The organism is Hoeflea sp. 108, from assembly GCF_000372965.1.
Taxonomy (GTDB): domain Bacteria; phylum Pseudomonadota; class Alphaproteobacteria; order Rhizobiales; family Rhizobiaceae; genus Aminobacter.
Genome location: NZ_KB890024.1, coordinates 1,723,231 through 1,744,494 on the forward strand (window position 1 = coordinate 1,723,231; position 21,264 = coordinate 1,744,494).

Genomic DNA, 21,264 nt, shown 5'->3' on the forward strand with positions numbered 1-21,264 from the left:
GGGCATTCTCAGAATCGTCGTGACATCGGCGCGGAACTGGCCAACTATCTCCCGTAGGGGAGGGTAGGTCGCCTCCGCGTCCTTGACGCGTGGCGAAGTGGAGAATGTGCCATGGATACCTATAAGGTCGGCTATTTCATCGGCAGCCTTGCCGCCGGCTCGATCAACCGCAAGCTCGCAAAGGCGCTTGTCAGGCTGGCGCCCGCTGGGCTGGAGATGGACGAGATTTCGTTTCGCGATCTGCCGCTCTACAGCTACGACTATGATGCAGACTTCCCGCCGCCCGCACGTGCTTTCAAGAAGGCGCTTGCCGGTGTCGACGCCATCCTGTTCGTGACGCCGGAATACAACCGCTCCATTCCCGGTGGATTGAAGAACGCCATCGACTGGGCGAGCCGTCCCTATGGCACCAATTCCTTCACCCGGAAGCCCTCTGCAGTGATCGGCACATCGCCCGGCTCCATCGGCACGGCGGTTGCCCAGCAGAGCCTGCGCAGCGTGCTTAGTTTCTGCAATTCACCGCAGATGAATGCGCCCGAGGCTTACATCCAGTTCAAGCCCGGCCTGATCACCGACGACGGCGAGGTCACGAACGACGACACGGCCGAATTCCTCAAGAATTTCATGGCGGAATTCCATGCCTTCGTGGTTCGTGTCTACACCGTTTTGCCACGCACGACGTAATGCATCGGTGGGAGGAATCGGGGCCTTAACAGGCCTGCTTGTGCCCTTTTCCGGGCACTGCCTGAAATACGGTCAGAATTCAGCTTAAGAACACGAAAAAGCCTGAATCCTTCCGTTCCGATTTTCGCTCGGCACTGTTATGAGGCGCGTGGCATCGAGGGTGACGGCGACGCCATATTTTCACTTAATCGCAGTGCAAGAGCGATCCTTCGACCAGTTGTGTTGCTATGCAACCAATTCTTGTTTGAAACGGTTTATGCGGCAGGTCCGCGACGCCGGAAGGCGGCGCGGACTTTCTGTAAAACGGAAATGCTGTAAATGAATATTCAGACCGACCCACGCCGGATTACAGACGCAGCGCCGAGCTTTCCGCCGGTAGCGGAACAGCCTATCCGGGCGACAGTGCTTCACGAGGACCGGATGCGGGCCGCGGGCGAAAGCCTGGCCCGGAAGGAACTCAAATCCTATCTCGGTCTCGACCTATTCGATTTCCACGCCCGCATCCGCGAGAGCGCCAAGAACATTCTCAAGGTGTATCGCGACACCAACGCGGCGCAGGGCAGGGGCGAGCCGATCACACCGGCAGCGCAATGGCTGCTCGACAACAACTATCTGGTCGAAGAGACGATCTATCAGGTCAAGCGCGATCTGCCGAAGCGGTTCTATCGCGAATTGCCGACAATGGAGATCGCACCCGGCCAGTCGGTGCCACGCGCACTCGCCATCGCCTGGGTCTATGTCGCTCATTCCGACAGCACCGTTTCGGCCCAGATGTTCAAGGCCATTGTCGAGGGCTACCAGTCGGTCGAGCCACTGCACATCGGCGAACTCTGGGCGCTGCCGTCGCTGCTGCGCTTCGTCTTGATCGAAAATCTCCGTCGCATCGCCGTGCGCGTCAACCGCGCCCGCGACATGCGCGCCATTGCCAACGAGGTCGCCGATCGCCTGCAGGGACTACAGGACGCGGACGATCTGGCGGTGCTGCGCGCCTATGCGGCGCATGCCCGTGACACCACGTTCGCCACGCAGCTGCTCTACCGCCTGCGCGACGGTTCGCAGAACGCCGGCAAGGCCTTGACCTGGCTCGAGAACGAGCTTGAAAAGTCGGGCAGCGACGCCGAAGAAATCATCATCGGCGAACACCAGACGCTGTCGAGCGGCAACGTCACCACCGGCAACATCATCCGTGGCCTGCGCCTGATCAACGACCAGGACTGGACCGTCTGGTTCGAGGACGTCAGCCGTGTCGACGCGCTTCTGCGCGAGCGCACCAACTATGCCGAGCTCGATTTCGCCTCGCGCGACCAGTACCGCACGGCAATCGAGGATCTCGCCCGCCATTCCAGGCTTTCCGAGTATCAGGTCGCCGAGCGAGCGACCGAATTCTCCGATGTCGGCGAGCCCGCGCCCGCCGAGGAGAGCGGCCTGCAGAAGGATTGCTCCGACGTCGGCTTCTTTCTGGTCGGCCCGCGCCGCCCGGAACTGGAACAGGCTATCGGCTATCGCCCGACCTTCGGGCGCATCGTTAACCGCGCCTTCCGCAAGACCAACTGGCTCGGTATCGTCGTTCCGGTCTTTGCGCTGACGGTGCTGCTGCTGTTCCTGGCCGGCAACGCTTTGGCAGCGCTCGGTTTGCCGAGCGTGACGACGCCTGCGATCATTCTCCTGCTGGTCCTGTTTTCGGTGCCGGCGAGCGAAGGCGCGCTGGCCTTCTTCAACACCATCGTGCTCAAGTTCCTCGAGCCGACCCGCCTGATCGGCTACGAGTTCAAGGATGGCGTGCCGGTCGAGGCCCGCACGCTGGTCGTGGTGCCGTCGCTGATCGGCTCGCGCGACGATGTCGACGAGAACATCCGCAATCTCGAAGTGCATCACCTCGCCAACATGTCGGGCGAAATCTACTTCGCGCTCCTCTCCGATTGGCCGGACAGCCAGGCCGAACTGGCGAGCGGCGACCGTGAGATCTATGAATATGCCCGCCGCGAGATCGGCCGCCTCAACCAACGCTACCCCAAGGACGGCTCGCCGCGCTTCTATCTGCTGCACCGCCGCCGCCTCTACAATCCGGCGCAGGGCTGCTGGATGGGCTGGGAGCGCAAGCGCGGCAAGCTGCATGAGCTCAATCTGTTGCTGCGTGGCGACGGCGACACCACCTTCATGCCGACCGATGTGCCGCTGCCGGAAAATGTCGTCCATGTGATGACGCTGGACGCCGACACCCGCATGACCCGCGGTGTCGTCACCAAGCTTGTCGGCAAGTTGTGCCACCCGCTCAACCGCCCCGAATTCGACGCCGAAAAGCGCCTCGTCACGGCTGGTTACGCCATTTTGCAGCCGCGCGTCACGCCGTCGCTGACGACGGGCGACGAAGCTTCGTTCTTCCAGCGCGTCTTCTCAGCCAATCGTGGCCTCGATCCTTACGTCTTCGCCGTGTCTGACCTCTACCAGGACGTCTTCGGCGAGGGCACCTTCACGGGCAAGGGGCTCTACCACGTCGACGCCATGGAGGCCGCCCTCAAGGGCCGCATCGCCGAGAACACCGTGCTTAGCCACGATCTGCTCGAAGGCGCACTCGCCCGTTCGGCTCTGGTGACCGATGTCGAGGTGGTCGAGGACTATCCGACCCGCTATTCGGTCGATGCGTCGCGTCAGCATCGCTGGGCCCGCGGCGACTGGCAGCTGCTCGGCTTCATTCTTGATCCCAAGTCGGGCGTGCCGGCGCTGTCGCGCTGGAAGATGGTCGACAATCTCCGGCGCTCGCTGACCCCGATCTTCTGGGTCATGGCGGCAATTGCCGGCTGGACCGTGCTGCCCTTCACGCAAGCCGCCCAGTGGCAGGCATTGCTCATTCTCAGCCTGTTCATGGCGCCGACTTTCGACATCATCGACGCCATCCTGCCGAAGAACCGCGAGGCCACGGCCCGCGGCCACTTCAGCGCGCTTGGCCGCGACCTTGCCTTCGGCACTGCCATGGTGGCGCTGAAGGTCGTGCTGATGGCCCATCTCGCCTGGATGATGGGCGATGCCATCATCCGCACGCTCTATCGCCTGTTCGTCAGCCGCAAGAACCTGTTGGAATGGCGTACCGCCTCGCAGGCCCACAAATCGGGCGGCAACGATCTCTCCGCTTACTACCGCATGATGTATGGCGCGGTGATCATCGCAGCCGTCGGCTTGGTACTGCCTGTTATGGCAGACTCGACCGGTGCTTTCGTGGCATTCGCCTTTGCCATCTTCTGGGCCGGTTCGCCTGCCTTTGCCTGCCTGATCAGCCGCTCGGCCGAGACCGAGGACCGGCTGCATGTCGCGCCGTGGGACGTGCATACGCTGCGCACGGTCGCCCGTCGCACCTGGCATTATTTTGAAACCTTCGTCACAGCTGAACAGAACCACCTGCCGCCGGACAATTTCCAGGAAAACCCGACCGGTGTGGTTGCCACGCGGACGTCGCCGACCAACATCGGCGTCTATCTGCTGTCGGTGGTGTCTGCCCGCGATTTCGGCTGGATCAGCCTGAACGATGCGGTGTCGCGCATCGATGCGACGATGTCGACCATCGAGAAGATGGAGCGTTATCGCGGCCATCTCTACAACTGGTACGACACGACCAACACGCGGCCGCTCTATCCGCTTTATGTGTCGAGCGTCGACAGCGGCAACCTTGCCGGCCATCTGGTGGCCGTCGCTGCAGCCTGCGCCGAATGGGCGGAAGCGCCTTCGGTCCATCTCCAGGGCGATTTCGAGGGCATTCTCGACATCGTCTCGATCATCGAGGAAAGCGTCGCCGAACTGCCGGACGACCGCAGGCAGCTGAGGCCGTTGCGCCAGCGCCTCGTCGACCGCATCGACGGCATGCGCCGCGCGGTGGAAACCATCAAGGCAGCACCCGAGATGGCGTCGATCCGCACCATCAATCTGGCGGTGCTGTCTGGCGAAATCCGCAAGCTTGCCGGCGCGATTCACACCGAGGCTTCGTCGACCAAGAGCGAGGTGCTTGCCGATTGGTCGAGGACGCTGGAATCGACCTGTGAGGCGCATGTCCACGACGCCCATACCGACGACCAGACGGTTGCGTCGCTGCGCGCCAAGCTGCTCGAGCTACGCGAGCGCGCCCGCAAATACGCGTTCGAGATGAACTTCTCGTTCCTGATGCGCAACGAGCGCAAGCTCCTGTCCATTGGCTACCGGGTTGAGGAACATCAGCTCGACGAAAGCTGCTACGACCTGCTCGCCTCCGAGGCGCGCCTGACCAGCCTGTTCGCCATCGCCAAGGGCGACGTGCCGACCGAGCATTGGTTCCGGCTTGGCCGCCCGATCGTCGAGATCGGCTTCCAGGGCGCGCTGATGTCGTGGTCGGGCTCGATGTTCGAGTATCTGATGCCGCCCCTGGTCATGAAGGAGCCGCAGGGCGGCATCCTCAACCAGACCAACAAGCTCGTCATCCGCCGCCAGATCCAGTACGGCCGTTCGAAGGGCATTCCGTGGGGTATCTCCGAGGCCGCCTACAACGGCCGCGACCGTGAGCTGACCTATCAGTACACCAACTTCGGCGTGCCCGGCCTCGGCCTCAAGCGTGGCCTTGGTCAGAACACGGTTATCGCACCCTACGCAACCGTGCTTGCCGCCCAATTCATGCCTGACGAGGCGACCGCGAACCTGCGCCGTCTGCGCAAGCTCGGCGCGCTCGGCCGCTACGGCTATTACGATGCCGTCGACTACACGCCGCAGCGCGTGCCCGAAGGCACCGACCATGCCGTGGTCTACAACTACATGGCCCACCACCAGGGCATGTCGATCGTCTCGATCGCCAACGTCATCTTCGAAGGCCGCATGCGCGACCGCTTCCACAGCGATCAGGTGATCGAGGCGGCGGAACTGCTTTTGCAGGAGAAGGCGCCGCGCGATATTCCTGTCGCCACCGTGCGTACCGAGGTCGATGAACACACCAAGGACGAGACAGCCGACCATAGCGCCGACACCCGCGTGGTGCTCAACCCGATGCGGGCGCTGCGGGCCACCAACCTGATGTCCAATGGCCGTTATTCGGTGATGGTGACGGCCACCGGCTCCGGCTACAGCCGATGGAACGACATGGCCATCACCCGCTGGCAGCCGGACCCCACCGAGGACCGTTTCGGCAGTTACCTGTTCTTGCGCGACACCGAGACTGGTGACTGGTGGTCGGCAACTGCCGAGCCCAAGCGGGCGACCGGCGAACAGGTGCAGACGGTGTTCTGCGACGACAAGGCCAACTTCATCAAGACCGTGGGCACGCTGCGCAGCGAGGTCGAGTGCATCGTCGTCTCCGAAGGCAATGGCGAGGCACGCCGCCTCGTCATCTGGAATGATGCGGCTGTCGATCGCCACATCGAGGTGACGTCCTTTGCCGAACTGGCGCTGGCGCCGGAGGCCAATGACAACGCCCATCCGGCCTTCTCGAAGATGTTCGTCGAAACGGAGATCACCCACAACGGCAGCGCTATCCTGGCCAATCGCAGGACGCGCGCGGCCAACGAGCCGACGGTGGTAGCGGCGCATTTCATCACCGACCAGTCGGGCCTTGCCCGCGACACGGAGGCTGAAACAGACCGTCGTGCCTTCATCGGCCGCGGCCGCACGATAGTTGATCCCGCTGCCTTCGATCCGGGCGCCAAGCTTTCGGGCAGCGCCGGCTTCACTCTCGACCCGATTGCCGCCCTGCGCCGCCGCGTCCGCGTGCCGGCCAACAAGAAGGTATCGCTGACCTTCTGGACCATCGTCGGCTCGACCCGCGAGGAGGTCGAGGAGACGATGGCCAAGCTCGACCACCCCGAGGGCTTCCCACGCCAGGCGATGCTGTCGTGGACGCGTTCGCAGGTGCAGACGCGTCATCTCGGGCTCAATCTTACCGACGCCGCCAATGTCCAGAAGCTCGCGCGCTACCTGATCTATCCCGATCCGTTCCTGCGTGTTTCGGCGGAGGCCATTGCCACCGGCCTCGGCCGCCAGTCGGCGCTCTGGCCTATGGCGATCTCGGGCGATTTCCCGATCCTGGCGATCAGGATCGGCGATATCGCCGACATCGAAATCGTCGCCCAGGCGCTGCGCTTCCAGGAATACATGCGTGCCCGTGGGCTCGTTGCCGATCTCGTCATCGTCAACGAGCAGGCCTCGTCCTATGTCCAGGACCTGCAGCAGGCCATCGAGCATCTGTGCGAGAACAGCCGCCTGCGCGGCAAGGAGCTCGGACCGCGCCAGCACATCTTTGCCGTGCGTCGCGATCTGATGGACGAAAACTCCTACCGCACGCTGCTGGCTGTTTCGCGCGTCTGTCTGCATACCCGGAATGGCACGATCTTCGACCAGATCGAGCGTGCCGAGGCTGCGGGCCTTCAGGCGCGGGATGCGCTCAATGCCGCACAGACATCCGAACGGCAGGCACCGGCCCTGTTGCAGACTTCGCCGTCTCGCAGTGCCCGCAAGAACAGTGGCGAAGGCCTTGCCTTCTGGAACGGTTTCGGCGGCTTCGATGCCGGTGGCCGCGAATATGTCGTGCACCTGAACGGAACGCGTGCAACGCCGCAGCCCTGGATCAACGTCGTCGCCAATTCCGGCTTTGGCTTCCACAGTTCGGCCGAAGGCGCCACCTTCACCTGGAGCCGCAACAGCCGCGACTACCAGCTGACGCCGTGGACCAACGATCCGGTCACCAACCGTCCGGGGGAGGCGATCTACATCTTTGATCGTGCCACGGGCCGTGTCCACTCGCCGATCGCATCCGTCGTCCGTGAGGCCGGCGCCACCTACGAGGCGCGCCACGGCCAGGGCTTCTCGACCTTCAAGTCGAAGCGCGGCACGTTGGCGACCGAGCTGACGCATCTGGTCGATCCGGCCGATCCGGTCAGGATTTCCAGGCTCCGCATCGAGAATTCCGGTGCGGTTCCTGTCAAGCTCAGGGTCTATGGCTATGTCGAGTGGGTGCTCGGCAACAGCAGGGCGAAGACCGCGCCGAACATCGTTTCGTCCATTGATGCTGCAACCGGGGCTCTTCTTGCCCGCAACACCTATGGGCTCGACTTCGGCGAGCGCGTCGCTTTCATGGCCACCGACGGCAAGACCAGTTCCGTCACATCGGACCGCCATGAGTTCATCGGCGCGACCGGCTCCATCGAGGCGCCGCGTGCTGTGATGCTCGGCGCGGAGCTTACCGGCCGTGTCGAGGCTGGCCTCGATCCTTGCGCTGCCATGGCCCGCGATATCGAAGTGCCGGCCGGCGGCTCGGTGTCGCTGCTCTGGCTGCTTGGCGATGCCGGGTCGGACGAGGAGGCAAGCAAGCTCGTTGCCCACCACCTGAAGGTCGGCTTCGACCAGCGGCTGGCCGACAATGAGCGCGACTGGCGCGACTTCCTTGGCACCATCGAGGTCGACACGCCCGACAAGGCGCTCGACGCCATGGTCAACAACTGGCTGCCTTACCAGAGCCTGGCCTGCCGCATCCGCGCACGTTCGGCCTTCTATCAGGCGAGCGGTGCCTTCGGTTTCCGCGACCAGTTGCAGGACACGTTGGCGCTGCTGATGCACGATGCCAGCCTTGCCCGCGAGCAGATCCTGAACGCGGCCGGACGCCAGTTCCCCGAGGGTGACGTTCAGCATTGGTGGCTGCCGCGCACCGGTGCCGGCGTCCGCACCATGATTTCCGACGACGTCGTGTGGCTCGCTTATGCTGCAGCCCGCTACGTCGCGGTTACAGGCGATGCCACGTTGCTCGCAGAGCAATTGCCCTTCATCGAGGGACAGGCGCTCAATCCCGACGAGCACGACGCCTTCTTCACGCCGGAGGCGTCGAAGAAGAAGGCTTCGCTCTACGAGCATTGCGCCCGCGCGCTCGACCTCGCCGTCAAGCGGACCGCCAAGAACGGCCTGCCGCTGATCCTTGGCGGCGACTGGAACGACGGCATGAACCGTGTCGGCGAAGGCGGCAAGGGCGACAGCGTCTGGCTCGGCTGGTTCCTGCTGAGGGCGCTGAACGACTTCGTGCCGCTGGCCAAGGCTGAAGGCGACAGCAAGCGCGCCAACGCCTGGGACAAACATGCCGGTGCCCTGAAGAAGGCGCTGGAGAATGCTGCCTGGGACGGCGAGTGGTATCGCCGCGGCAGCTTCGATGACGGCACGCCACTCGGGTCACGCAGTTCGGAGGAGTGCAAGATCGACTCGATCGCGCAGTCCTGGAGCGTGCTGTCGGGCGACGGCGATCCGGCTCGTTCGCGCACGGCGATGGCTCAGGCGACCGAAATGCTGGTCGACGAAGAGCATGGCCTCATCAAGCTGTTCTCGCCGCCTTTCTCCAGGACCGAGAAGGATCCCGGTTACATCAAGGCCTATCCGCCCGGCGTACGTGAGAATGGCGGCCAGTACACCCATGCCGCGACATGGTTTGTCATCGCACTTGCCGACATGGGGCTCGTCGACGAAGCCTATCGCTGCTTCTCGATGCTGAACCCGGTCAACCATGCGCTGGACGAGAAGTCTGCCGAGACCTATCGGGTCGAGCCCTATGTGGTCGCCGCTGACATCTATGCCGAGGATGGCAAGGCAGGGCGCGGCGGTTGGACCTGGTACACGGGGTCGGCCGGTTGGCTCTATCGGGCGGCGGTTGAAAGTATTCTCGGCATTTCGCGCCGGGGTAACCGGATTGTCGTTTCACCCGCCATCCCGAAACATTGGGAAGGCTATGCCGCGACACTTCGGATGGATGGTGCAGTCTATAGGTTGCGGGTAGTGAGGGACAAAGCCGCAAAGTCTGCGAAAGTTGAGATCGACGGCGTCAAGAGCAAGGATGCTTCCTTTGTCTTGCGCGATAGCGGTGAGGTTGAAGTCGTGGTCCGTATTCCGGCATAGCCGGAGCGGGCTGCGACAAAAACCGCGCAGCTTTGTCATCATTTCGCCGCAACGATGGCTTTTTTCGTTAGTTCTCAATTCTTTATCGCATCACACCAGATTACCGGTCGTTGAAATGTTTTGTTCGAAATTTTTGAACTCAACGGCTATGAGCGCATTGTCTTGCGGACAAGCGGTCGCTATCTATCGGCCAATTGTGCAGTGCACAATAAAGGGACGGACGGGACTCAAGGGGTACCAAAGTGTCGTTGCTTGAGGTTTATTGGAGAGCCCTCCGCTACCTTGCCGCCGATGGCAAGAAGGTAGGCTTGATCTGCGCCGCCAACGTTGTGTTGGCGGTCGTTACTATCGCTGAGCCAATTCTGTTCGGGCGTATCATCGACGCCATTGCTGGAAAGACTGAGGTCATTCCGACGATGGCGCTGTGGGCGAGCTTTGGCGCGTTCAACATCGTCGCCTTCGTGCTCGTGGCCCGCGGCGCCGACCGCCTAGCCCACAAGCGTCGCGGCGAGGTGCTCTGCCAGTCCTTCGAGCGCGTCGTCACCATGCCGCTCGCCTGGCACCAGCAACGCGGCACCTCGCATTCGCTGCACACGCTGCTGCGCGCGGTCGACTCGCTGTTCACGCTCTGGCTCGAATTCATGCGCACGCACCTGGCGACCGCCGTGGCGCTGACGCTGCTCGTGCCGACGGCCTTCTCGCTGGATGTTCGCATGACGCTGGTGCTGATTGCGCTGGGCGTGCTCTACATCGTCATCGGCCGCATAGTCATGCGCAAGACCAAGGAGGGCCAGGCGACCGTCGAGCGCCACCATCACAAGGTCTTCTCCCACGTCTCGGATTCGGTCAGCAACGTCGCCGTGCTGCAGAGCTACAACCGCGTTGGCCAGGAAACCGAGGCGTTGCGTGGCTACGTGCACAACCTGATCACGGCCCAGAACCCTGTTCTCGACTGGTGGGCGCTGGCATCCGCCATGCACAGGCTCGCCTCGACGATCTCGATGATGGTCGTGCTGCTCATCGGCGCCTATCTGGTGACCCATGGCCAGCTGCGCATCGGCGATATCGTTGCCTTCACCGGCTTCGCCTCGCTGCTCATCAGCCGCCTCGACCAGGTGTCGAACTTCGTCAATCAGATCTTCGACGCACGCTCGAAGCTGGAGGAGTTCTATCGCCTCGAAGATTCCGCTGCCGATCATCGCGAACCCGATGGCCTGCGCGAACTGGAAAACGTCACCGGCCATGTCCGCTTCGAGAACGTCAACTTCGAGTTCCCGAATTCGGGGCAGGGCGTACGCGATGTCTCCTTCGAGGTCCGCGCCGGCCAGACGGTCGCCATCGTCGGCCCGACGGGCGCGGGCAAGACCACGCTCATCAACCTGCTGCAGCGTGTCTACACGCCCGAGCAGGGTCGCATCCTGATCGATGGCATCGATACCCGCACCGTGACCCGCAAATCGCTGCGCCATTCGATCGCCACCGTCTTCCAGGACGCCGGTCTGCTTAACCGCTCGATTGAGGACAACATCCGCGTCGGCCGCTCGAGCGCCACCAACGAGGAAGTCCATGCCGCGGCCAACGCCGCAGCGGCCCAGGACTTCATCCTGTCCAAGAGCGAAGGTTACGACACCAAGGTCGGCGAGCGCGGTGGCGCGCTGTCGGGCGGCGAACGCCAGCGTATCGCTATCGCCCGCGCCATCCTCAAAAGCGCGCCGATCCTGGTGCTCGACGAGGCGACCAGCGCGCTCGACGTCGAGACCGAAAATCGGGTCAAGGACGCCATCGACATGCTGCGTGATGGCCGGACCACCTTCATCATCGCCCACCGCCTCAGCACCGTTCGCGACGCCGACCTGGTCGTGTTCATGGACCATGGCGAAGTCGTCGAGATGGGTGGCTTTGCCGAACTCTCGGCTCGCAACGGCCGCTTTGCCTCGCTGCTGCGGGCCGGCGGGTTGCTGAACGACGAGGAAGTCCGTCGCGTGACGCATGTCGAGGCTGCGGCCTGACGGTTCGCTAGGCTCATTGAAATGCAATAGGGCGCCTCGATGATATCGCAGGCGCCCTATTTCTATTGGGACCGCGACTTCTGAACAGATTGCGGAGCGCCCTTGTGGCGGTTATTTAGCGTCCATGACCCAGACGACCTCGCAGACTTGGCGTTTCAGCGATCTTGCCAACCCGACGCGCTTCATCGGCCTCGTCGACCGCGTCGTGCCCTGGCTCGCCGCGGCTTCCGCTGTCGTCCTGGCGGTCGGCCTCTATCTCGCCTTCACTGCGCCTGCCGACTACCAGCAGGGCATCACCGTCCGCATCATGTACATCCACGTGCCCTTCGCCTGGCTCGCGATGATGTGCTATTCGGTCATGGCGATTTCGGCGCTGGGTACGCTGGTCTGGCGCCATCCGCTCGCCGACGTGGCGTTGAAGTCAGCCGCCCCGGTAGGTGCAGTGTTCACGGCTTTGGCTTTGCTCACCGGTTCGATCTGGGGCAAACCCATGTGGGGAACATGGTGGGTGTGGGATGCGCGCCTGACATCGGTCTTCGTGCTGTTTCTGATGTATCTCGGCATCATCGCGCTGACCCGCGCGCTCGACGATCCCGCGCGTTCGGCGCGCGCCGCTGCGGTCATCACTTTGGTCGGCTTCATCAACATCCCGATCATCAAGTTTTCGGTCGAATGGTGGAATACGCTGCATCAGCCGGCGTCGGTATTCCGCATGGGCGGTTCGACCATCGACCCGAGCATGCTCTGGCCCCTGATGACCATGGCGCTTGGCTTTACCCTTCTGTTCTTCACTCTGCATCTAATGGCGATGCGCACCGAAATTTGGCGCCGCCGCGTCATGGCGATGCGGCAGATCGCTGCCCGGAGGGCGGAGCGCCAGCAGGGCTGATGCCCTGACAACGGAAGGAAGCTGCCATGTGGCCCGATCGTCGAATTCTTGATCTCCTGGGCCTCGACCTTCCAATCCTGCAAGCTCCGATGGCCGGGCCTGTCAATTCCGAAATGGTAATTGCGGTGTCCGAGGCCGGTGGCCTCGGCGGCCTGCCTTGTGCGCTGATAACGCCCGAGAGGGCGCGAACCGAACTCGGCATCATCGGGCAGCGAACCTCGCGCCCGATCAACGTCAATTTCTTCTGCCACCAGCAGCCCAAGGACGATCTAGCGCGCGAGGCGGGCTGGAAGAAGCTGCTCGAACCCTATTATGTCGAACTCGGCCTCGATCCGAATGCGCCGGCGCCGCGCTCGGCACGTGCGCCGTTCGACGACGAGTTCTGCGCCATCGTCGAGGAATTCCGACCAGAGGTGGTGAGCTTCCATTTCGGCCTGCCGGACGAAGCTCTGTTGGACAGAGTCAAGGCGACGGGAGCCAAAGTGCTGTCGTCGGCGACCACCACCGATGAGGCCGTCTGGCTGGAGGCGAGGGGCTGCGACGCCATCATCGCCCAGGGCGCGGAGGCAGGCGGCCATCGCGGCATCTTCCTGGCCGACGACGTCGCCAACCAGCCCGGTACCTTCGCGCTGGTGCCGCAGGTGGTCGACGCTGTACGCGTTCCCGTCATCGCCGCAGGCGGCATTGCAGATGCACGCGGCATTGTCGCAGCCTTTGCCCTTGGGGCGTCTGCGGTGCAGGTCGGCACCGCCTATCTGTTCTGTCCCGAGGCCAAGATGCCCGCGCCGCACAAGGCAGCGCTGAAGTCGGCGAAGGACGACCACACCGCGCTGACCAATGTCTTCACCGGTAGGCCGGCACGCGGCATCGTCAATCGCATCATGCGCGAGGTTGGGCCGCTTTCGAAGGACGCACCGGCATTTCCGCTCGCCGGCGGAGCGCTTGCGCCGCTCAGGGCAGCGTCTGAACCGAAGGGTTCCGGCGATTTCATGTCGCTGTGGTCGGGGCAGGCGGCACGGCTCGGTCGCGAAATGCCGGCAGGTGAGTTGACGCGCCGGCTCGCCGACGAGGCGCTGGCCATGTTGGCCCGCTTCGGCAGGTGATCGTCAGACCGTCGTCAGCGTCCGCCGCACCGCGTCGCGCCAACCCTTCAGCTTCGTTCCGCGAATTTTGGCGTCCATCGCCGGCTTGAATTGGCGGTCCAGCGCCCAGGCCTTGGCGAATTGCGCGGCCTTTGGCCAGACGCCGGCGCGCGAGCCGGCTAGCCAGGCAGCTCCCAATGCTGTGGTTTCGAGCACCGTCGGCCGGTCGACCGGGGCGTCCAGAATGTCGGCGAGGTGCTGCATGGTCCAGTCAGATGCGACCATGCCGCCATCGACGCGCAGCACCGTCTTGCCGTTGCTGGTCTTCCAGTCCTTCTTCATGGCGTCGAGCAGATCGCGCGTCTGGTAGGCGACGGATTCGAGTGCGGCGCGCGCGAACTCGGCTGGTCCGCTGTTGCGGGTCAGCCCGAAGATGGCGCCGCGCGCCTCGGCGTCCCAATGCGGCGCGCCAAGTCCGACGAAGGCCGGCACGAGATAGACCTGCTGGGTATCGTCGGCACTGGCCGCCAGTTCGCCGCTGTGCTCGGCCTTGCCGATCACCTTGATGCCGTCGCGCAGCCATTGCACGGCAGCGCCTGCAATGAAGATCGAGCCTTCCAGCGCATAGGTCGTCTTGCCGTCGAGCCGGTAGGCGATGGTGGTCAAAAGCCGGTTCTTCGAACGCACGATGTCGCTGCCGGTGTTGAGGATGGCAAAGCAGCCCGTGCCATAGGTCGACTTCATCATCCCCGGTTCGAAGCAGGCCTGGCCGATTGTGGCTGCCTGCTGGTCGCCGGCAACGCCGAGGATCGGGATTTCGGCGCCGAACAGCGTCTTCTCGGTCACGCCATAGTCGTCGGCGCAGTCCTTCACCTCGGGCAGCAGAGAGGCGGGGATCCTAAGGATATCGAGCAGCTCGGCATCCCATTGGTTCTTCTCGATGTTGTAGACGAGCGTGCGCGAGGCATTAGTCGCGTCGGTCGCATGCACCTTGCCGCCGGTCAGGCGCCAGATCAGGAAGCAATCGATGGTGCCGGCGAGCAATTCGCCGCGCTCGGCTCGCTTGCGCGCGCCCTTCACATGGTCGAGCAGCCAGGCGATCTTGGTGCCGGAAAAATAGGGATCGAGCAGAAGCCCTGTCTTGCGGGTGAACCTGGGCTCAAAGCCCTGCTTCTTGAGCCTGGCGCAAAGGGGGGCTGTTCGCCGGTCCTGCCAGACGATGGCTTTGTGGATCGGCTTGCCTGTCGCCTTGTCCCAGATAACCACGGTTTCGCGCTGGTTGGTGATGCCGATGGCCGCGATTTCGGCAGCAGTCCTGTCGGCTTTCTTGAGCGCGGTCCTGCAGGTGGCGACGACGCTGCCCCAGATCTCCTCTGGATCGTGCTCGACCCAGCCGGACGCCGGAAAATACTGGGTGAACTCCTTCTGGCCGACACCCACAGGCTTCATGGTCGCGTCGAACACGATTGCCCGGCTCGACGTGGTTCCCTGGTCGATCGCCAAAACGAAACCGCTCATGTCCCCTCCTGCCATCAGACGCCCGGCAACGCCTCCGTCCCGTTACCTGGCCCGGACGCCCTGCGCCCCCGCTTTCAATAGCTGTGGTTGAGCAGTGTCGGCAAGTTGCCGGCTTCATCAGGCTGCCTCAGGCAGCGACGCTGCCGGCCTTCGAGCCGATTCCCCGCAGGAAGTCCTCGAGTTCGGCCGCTTGCTCCTTACCGAGCTTAAGGCCGCGCTTGGTACGGCGCCAGAGAATGTCTTCGGCGGTGAGGGCCCATTCGTGCTTGACCAGATAGCGGACCTCGGCCTCGTAGAGTTCGGCGCCGAAGTCGCGCCCGAGGTCTGCTTCCGAGGTGGCGCTTCCGAGCAGGACCGTCGCCCGCGTGCCGTAGAGCCGGGTCAAGCGGCGCGCGACACGCAGTTCGAGGAATGGATAGGCGGACCTCAGCTTCGTCACCTGGGCGTCGAAGGCAGTGGCCTCGAAGTCGCCGCCGGGCAGCGGCGCAACCGCAGTCCAGGCTTTGCCCTTCTTGCCGATGCGCTTTTCGATGATCTCGAGCATCGACTCCGCCAGACGGCGGTAGGTGGTGATCTTGCCGCCGAAGATGTTGACGATCGGAGCCTGTCCGTCGTCGCCTTCGGCCTTGAGCACGTAGTCGCGGGTCGCTTCCTGGGCCTTGCTGGCGCCGTCGTCATAGAGCGGACGCACGCCGGAATAGGTCCAGACGATGTGCTCTGGCTTCACCGGTTCGGCGAAATATTCGCTTGCCGCGTTGCAGAGATAGTCGATCTCGGCCTGGGTGATCCTGGCCGTATGCGGATCGCCCAGATAGTCGCGATCAGTCGTGCCGATCAGCGTGAACTCTTCCTCGTAAGGGATGGCGAAAATGATCCGCCCGTCCTTGTTCTGAAAGAAATAGGCGCGGGGATCGTCGAACTTCTTGCGCAAGATGATGTGGCTGCCCTGGACCAGCCGCACATTGTGGACGTTCTGCTTTCCCAGCGTGTCGGCGATCACATGATCGATCCAGGGACCGGCCGCATTGACAAGCAGCCGTGCCTCAATTTCCTCGACGCTGCCCGTGCGCCTGTCCTCGACGCTCACGACCCAGTGGCCGTTCTCGCGGCGCGCGCCCGTCACCTTCGCGCGAGTGCGGATCACGGCACCCTTGTCCGCCGCGTCGCGGGCGTTGAGCACCACCAGTCGCGCATCGTTGACCCAGCCGTCGGAATATTCGAAGGCGCGCCTGAACATCGGCTTCAGCGGCTTGCCGGCGGCATCCGCGCGCATGTCGAGCGTGCGCGTTGCCGGCAGCAGCTTGCGTCCGCCGATATGGTCGTAGAGGAAAAGCCCGAGACGGATCAGCCAGGCAGGCCGCAGCCCCTTGGCGTAGGGCAACACGAAGCGCATCGGCCAGATAATGTGGGGGGCGTTCTTCCACAGCACCTCGCGTTCCATCAGCGCTTCGCGCACGAGACGGAACTCGTAGTGCTCCAGGTAGCGCAGGCCGCCATGGATCAGCTTGGTCGAGCAGGACGACGTGCCGGAGGCCAGGTCGTCCATTTCGGCGAGGTAGACCGAGTAGCCGCGGCCGACGGCGTCGCGAGCGATGCCACAGCCATTGATACCGCCGCCAATGACAAAAATGTCGTGCATTCCGGGCATGCTCATGTCTTCGCCTTGCTTCGCAGTGCAGCAATTCCGGCCGGTGCGAAACTTTGATTGGATTATTTCGAACCTATAACGAATGTCAAACGAAATATTCCGACGTTCGCGGCGAATTCAGTGCGAAGAGGGGCATGAGGCGATAGGTATGCCGGTCGGCATGTCGATGGCCTTCGATCTCCCTGGAATGCAGGATTACTCCATGCTTTTTCGCAAAATCAAACGGCTGGGGCCTAATGTAGGTATACGTGTTGTGGCTTTCGTTTTTTGCGCGGATGGGTGAAAACGAAAATCTTCGGCCGTGCAAAAGACTGGGCCGGCGCGCATTGTGCGTTGCGCCGGCCCGATCTGACTTGCTGCGCCTGCTCAGGCGGGGTTCTCGAGGTTGAACTGACCGATGTGCTCGTCATAGCCGAACAGCTCGGCATAGCGGCCCCAGGAGATGATCGCCCGCAGCGTATCTTCCGCCTGCTCTTCGGACATGTGGTCCTCGAGTTCCTCCGAGAAGCGCGTGAAAGGCGCGCGATGGCTCGGGCGTTCGTCCAGAACCCGTCGGATCATTGCCGCCAGCGGCACATAGGCGACCAGGTGCTCGGCAAACAGGCGCTTGCGGCCATCCACGTCCGAATCGACGAAATGCTGGCCGACCTCGGTCAGCTGCATGTCGCCTTCGGCCATCTCGGCAAAACGCATGAGCTGCAGCGTCTCGGCGATCGGGAACAGCTCATCCACCTCCATCTGCAGCGTGGCTGCCAGGTCTGGAAGGTCGGCCTTGCCCTTGTAGGGCGGGGCATCGAGCGCTTCCATCAGGCCGGACAGCAGGTTGGTCGAGATACGTGGCAGCGCCATGCCGATGCCGGTCCCGGCAAAGCCGTCGCCCGCGCGCTTTTCAGCCTTCTCCGCCGGTGTGCGCTGGGTCATCCGCGCATAGATGTCGTCGACCAACTGCCGGAAGGTGGGGTCTGCACGGTCACGCGGATGCGGCAGGTCGATCTTGATTTCGGCCGCCACGCGCCCGGGATTGGACGAGAAGATCAGGATACGGTCGCACATCAGCACCGCCTCCTCGATGTTGTGCGTCACCATCAGGATCGACTTGATCGGCAGCCGGCCTTCGATCCAGAGATCGATCAGGTCGGTACGCAGCGTCTCTGCCGTCAGCACGTCGAGCGCCGAGAAGGGCTCATCCATCAGCATCAGACGCGGATGTACGACGAGCGCCCGGGCAAAGCCGACACGCTGGCGCATGCCACCCGAAAGCTCCTTCGGATAGGCGCTTTCAAAACCGTCGAGGCCGATCAGGTCGATCGCCTCGATGGCGCGGCGACGCCGCTCGGCCGCCGGCACGCCCAGCGCCTCGAGCCCGATCTCGACGTTTTCGAGCACGGTCAGCCACGGGAACAAGGCAAAGCTCTGGAAGACCATGGAGATGCCTTCGCAGGGGCCCGACACCGGTGTGCCGCGCCAGCGCACGTCGCCGCTGGTCGGCATGACAAGCCCGGAAAGCACGCGCAGCAGCGTCGACTTACCTGAGCCCGAGCGGCCGAGCAGGCCGACTATCTCGCCTTCGTGGATGCTGAGCGAGACGTCGTCGAGCACGACGAGATCGACATTGTCGCCCTTGTGATAGACCTGACGGACGCCGTTGATGTCGACCAGGGGAGCGGTGGAGGTGTTAGCGCGGATGTTGTTGAGTTCAAGGGTGTTCATGGGAAATTCCTTTCCTCAATCGAGACGCAGGCGACGGGCGGCAAAGGTGTAGAGCGGTCGCCACAGAAGCCTGTTGAACATGATGACGAAGATGGACATCACGGCGATGCCGAGCACGATGCGCGGATAGTCGCCTGCCTCCGTGGCGCCGGCGATGTAGGCGCCGAGGCCATGTGCCCTGAGCGTGGTGCTGCCCCAGCTCGCCACCTCGGCAACGATAGAGGCGTTCCAGGAGCCGCCGCTCGCGGTGATCGCGCCGGTCACATAATAGGGGAATATCCCCGGCAGGATGACCTTGCGCCACCAGTACCAGCCGCGGATGCGGAAGGTCGCCGCCGCTTCCTTGAGGTCGTTGGGAAACGCGCTTGCGCCAGCGATGACGTTGAACAGGATGTACCACTGCGTTCCGAGCACCATCAGCGGCGACAGCCACACATCGGGGTTGAGCCCGAGCCGCACGATGGCAACGACCGCGAACGGGAACACGATGTTGGCCGGGAAGGCCGCCAGGAACTGGGCCAGCGGCTGCACCCGCTCGGCGATGCGCGGCCTAAGCCCGATCCACACGCCGATGGGAACCCAGATCACGCTGGCGAGCGCCATCAGCACGATAACGCGCAGCATGGTGATCACACCGAGCCCGAACACCTTGGCAACTTCGGCCCAGGCGAGTTCGGTGGCGATGAAGCCTATGATGAGCCAGAGCATGTAGGCCGAGGCGGCGAGCACAAGCGCTATCCAGATGCGGTCGGCCCAGACGCCCGACAGCCATGTATCGACCTTCTTCGGCATCGCTGCCGGGATGGCGAAGCGCTGGCGCGGCAGACTGCCGAGCACGGTGCGGAAAGGCTGCATCATGATCTGGAAGACGCGGGTGCGGCGCACGGCGACAAGCAGCCAGGAGCGCGGAGCCGTGCCGCTGGCTGATTGTTCGACCCTGAACTTGTCGCCCCAGGCAACCAGCGGTCTGAACAGCAGCTGGTCGTAGATCAGAATGACGGCGAGCATCGCGCCAACCGCCCAGGCGACCGCCGCCAGGTTCTGCTGCTGGATAGCCAGCGCCACATAGGAGCCGATGCCGGGCAGCGTGATCGTCGTGTTGCCGACCGAAATCGCCTCGGAGGCAACGACGAAGAACCAGCCGCCTGACATCGACATCATGGTGTTCCAGACCAGCCCGGGCATGGAAAACGGCACTTCGAGCCGCCAGAACCGCTGCCAGGAGGTAAGGCGGAAGCTGCGCGAAGCTTCGTCGAGGTCGCCCGGTACCGTCTTCAGCGACTGGTAGAAGCTGAAGGTCATATTCCAGGCCTGGCTCGTGAATATGGCGAAGATCGCTGCGAGCTCGACCCCCAGCACCTGGCCGGGGAACAGCGCCATGAAGCCGACGACGGTGAAGGACAAGAAGCCCAGCACAGGCACCGACTGGAGGATGTCGAGCAGGGGGATCAACACCATTTCGGCGCGCCGGCTTTTGGCCGCGAGCGCGCCGTAGGCCAAGGTGAAGACGAGCGATGCCACGATCGCCGCCAGCATGCGCATGGTCGTCCGCAGCGCATATTCGGGCAGCATCGCCGGATCGAGCGAGATAGGCGCGTGGTCGAGGCTGGTGAGCGGCGCGAGTGTGTCGCGGCCGCCCTGGATGAGGAGGATGAGGCCGCCAAAGACGAGGCCGAAGGCCAGCGCGTCCCAGAGATTGGGAACATAGCGCTGCCGACGGCCGGCCTCCAGAGCCGGATGATGCATGGTCATAGTCGTACAACCTGAAATCGAATGAGGGCTGGGCTGCGGCCATGCGCAGCCGGCGACTGCCGCATAAGCGGCAGCGTCAACGACCTATTCGATCCCCGAGGTCAACAGACCGGAGGGCGGGTTGTATGATGCGGAAGATGAGTGTCCGCATAGTTCACCTCATGTCCTGTGCCTGCCGGCGGACGGGTGAACCGGACGCAGTCGGTCAGATTCGCGACGCCGTAGCGAGCAGGCTGATGCTAGATCGACTGGAACTGTCCATTAACGGAGCTATCCTGAGTTACCGCCGACATCTGTGGCCGGCACGGTGGTATATCGCGCTGCACCAATTCATCGTCAAGTTGAATCTTGAAGAAATTTCCGTGGCTTCGGGGAGACGGCCGACACGGTCGAATGCGCCGGCGTCAGGTCTTTTCAGCAATTGCTAATAATGCGAAGAATTGGCTCTCCCGATGGCCCTGCACCGGAGGAGAGGGCAAGTTGCGGCGGGTTTGCGAGGTCGACCAGAAATCAAGCCAGAAATCAGGAAAGACAAGGGGTGATGCGATGTATCGGACACCGATTGGACTTGCATTCTTGGCTGCGGCATCCGTGCTGTCGTCGGGCGCTTCGGCAGCCGACGCTGGGGTGGCGCGGGGCGAGTATCTCGTAACCATCAGCGGCTGCAATGATTGCCACACGCCGGGCTACTTCTTCGGAAAACCCGACGACGCCAAGTTTCTCGGTGGATCGGATGTCGGTTTCGAGATCCCGGGCATGGGCGTTTTTGTCGGACGCAACATCACGCCGGACAAGGAAACAGGCATCGGCAGCTGGACGAAAGAGCAGATCGTCGCGGCGATCCAGACGGGCCGTCGTCCGGATGGGCGCGAGCTGGCGCCGATTATGCCCTGGCATGCCTTCGCGCAGCTGACGCCTGAGGATGCCAATGCAATTGCCACCTTCCTGCAGAGCGTGAAGCCGGTCTCAAACAAGGTGCCCGACCCGGTCAAGCCGGGCGAAAAGGCGACAACCTTCATGTTCCGGATATTGCCGCCGGGCGAAACTGCCGCCGAAGCCCCGAAGTAAGGCGAGAGGCCAAAAAAAGATCGCCGG

Annotated in this window: 10 protein-coding genes; 6 read left to right on the forward strand and 4 right to left on the reverse strand. The window is 63.3% G+C overall.

The features are described from left to right. The first annotated feature begins 111 nt into the window (after positions 1–111). The 5 genes from B015_RS0108400 to B015_RS0108420 all read left to right on the forward strand — a co-directional run bounded on the left by B015_RS0108400 (position 112) and on the right by B015_RS0108420 (position 13,562). A complete protein-coding gene (locus B015_RS0108400; RefSeq protein ID WP_018427242.1) occupies positions 112–684 on the forward strand; it encodes an NADPH-dependent FMN reductase in 573 nt (190 codons plus the stop codon). 318 nt (positions 685–1,002) lie between these two features. Further along, positions 1,003–9,561, forward strand: a complete 8,559-nt coding sequence (locus tag B015_RS0108405) for a glucoamylase family protein (RefSeq protein ID WP_026227029.1) — start codon at positions 1,003–1,005, stop codon at positions 9,559–9,561. A 242-nt stretch (positions 9,562–9,803) separates the two neighbouring features. Next, positions 9,804–11,570: a glucan ABC transporter ATP-binding protein/ permease gene (locus B015_RS0108410; RefSeq protein ID WP_026227030.1), complete on the forward strand. Its 1,767-nt coding sequence runs from the start codon at positions 9,804–9,806 to the stop codon at positions 11,568–11,570. Between the two features lie 124 nt (positions 11,571–11,694). Further along, positions 11,695–12,459: a heme ABC transporter permease gene (locus B015_RS0108415; RefSeq protein WP_018427245.1), complete on the forward strand. Its 765-nt coding sequence runs from the start codon at positions 11,695–11,697 to the stop codon at positions 12,457–12,459. Positions 12,460–12,485: 26 nt separating this feature from the next. Beyond that, positions 12,486–13,562, forward strand: a complete 1,077-nt coding sequence (locus B015_RS0108420; protein WP_026227031.1) for a nitronate monooxygenase family protein — start codon at positions 12,486–12,488, stop codon at positions 13,560–13,562. A gap of 3 nt (positions 13,563–13,565) precedes the next feature. Here B015_RS0108420 and glpK read toward each other — a convergent pair whose 3' ends face one another. From glpK to B015_RS0108445, 4 genes are all read right to left on the reverse strand, one after another. Further along, entirely contained in the window at positions 13,566–15,059 is a 1,494-nt protein-coding gene (gene glpK / locus B015_RS0108425) for a glycerol kinase GlpK (protein WP_018427247.1), read from the reverse strand. Positions 15,060–15,186: 127 nt separating this feature from the next. Next, positions 15,187–16,713 (reverse strand): glycerol-3-phosphate dehydrogenase, encoded by a 1,527-nt coding sequence (gene glpD / locus B015_RS0108430; protein ID WP_018427248.1) that lies wholly within the window; start codon positions 16,711–16,713, stop codon positions 15,187–15,189. A gap of 360 nt (positions 16,714–17,073) precedes the next feature. Further along, positions 17,074–18,417, reverse strand: a complete 1,344-nt coding sequence (locus B015_RS0108440; protein ID WP_018427250.1) for a nitrate/sulfonate/bicarbonate ABC transporter ATP-binding protein — start codon at positions 18,415–18,417, stop codon at positions 17,074–17,076. Between the two features lie 15 nt (positions 18,418–18,432). After that, complete coding sequence (locus B015_RS0108445) at positions 18,433–20,169, reverse strand: ABC transporter permease subunit (RefSeq protein WP_018427251.1); 1,737 nt, start codon at positions 20,167–20,169, stop codon at positions 18,433–18,435. A 546-nt stretch (positions 20,170–20,715) separates the two neighbouring features. Here B015_RS0108445 and B015_RS0108450 point away from each other — a divergent pair. After that, positions 20,716–21,237 (forward strand): cytochrome c, encoded by a 522-nt coding sequence (locus B015_RS0108450; protein WP_018427252.1) that lies wholly within the window; start codon positions 20,716–20,718, stop codon positions 21,235–21,237. Positions 21,238–21,264: the final 27 nt, after the last annotated feature.

Coding starts and splice junctions, on each gene's coding strand:
- B015_RS0108400 (WP_018427242.1), top strand. CDS start 112: ATGGATACCTATAAGGTCGGCTATTTCATCGGCAGCCTTGCCGCCGGC.
- B015_RS0108405 (WP_026227029.1), top strand. CDS start 1,003: ATGAATATTCAGACCGACCCACGCCGGATTACAGACGCAGCGCCGAGC.
- B015_RS0108445 (WP_018427251.1), bottom strand. CDS start 20,169: ATGACCATGCATCATCCGGCTCTGGAGGCCGGCCGTCGGCAGCGCTAT.
- B015_RS0108450 (WP_018427252.1), top strand. CDS start 20,716: ATGTATCGGACACCGATTGGACTTGCATTCTTGGCTGCGGCATCCGTG.
- B015_RS0108440 (WP_018427250.1), bottom strand. CDS start 18,417: ATGAACACCCTTGAACTCAACAACATCCGCGCTAACACCTCCACCGCT.
- B015_RS0108415 (WP_018427245.1), top strand. CDS start 11,695: ATGACCCAGACGACCTCGCAGACTTGGCGTTTCAGCGATCTTGCCAAC.
- glpK (WP_018427247.1), bottom strand. CDS start 15,059: ATGAGCGGTTTCGTTTTGGCGATCGACCAGGGAACCACGTCGAGCCGG.
- glpD (WP_018427248.1), bottom strand. CDS start 16,713: ATGAGCATGCCCGGAATGCACGACATTTTTGTCATTGGCGGCGGTATC.
- B015_RS0108420 (WP_026227031.1), top strand. CDS start 12,486: ATGTGGCCCGATCGTCGAATTCTTGATCTCCTGGGCCTCGACCTTCCA.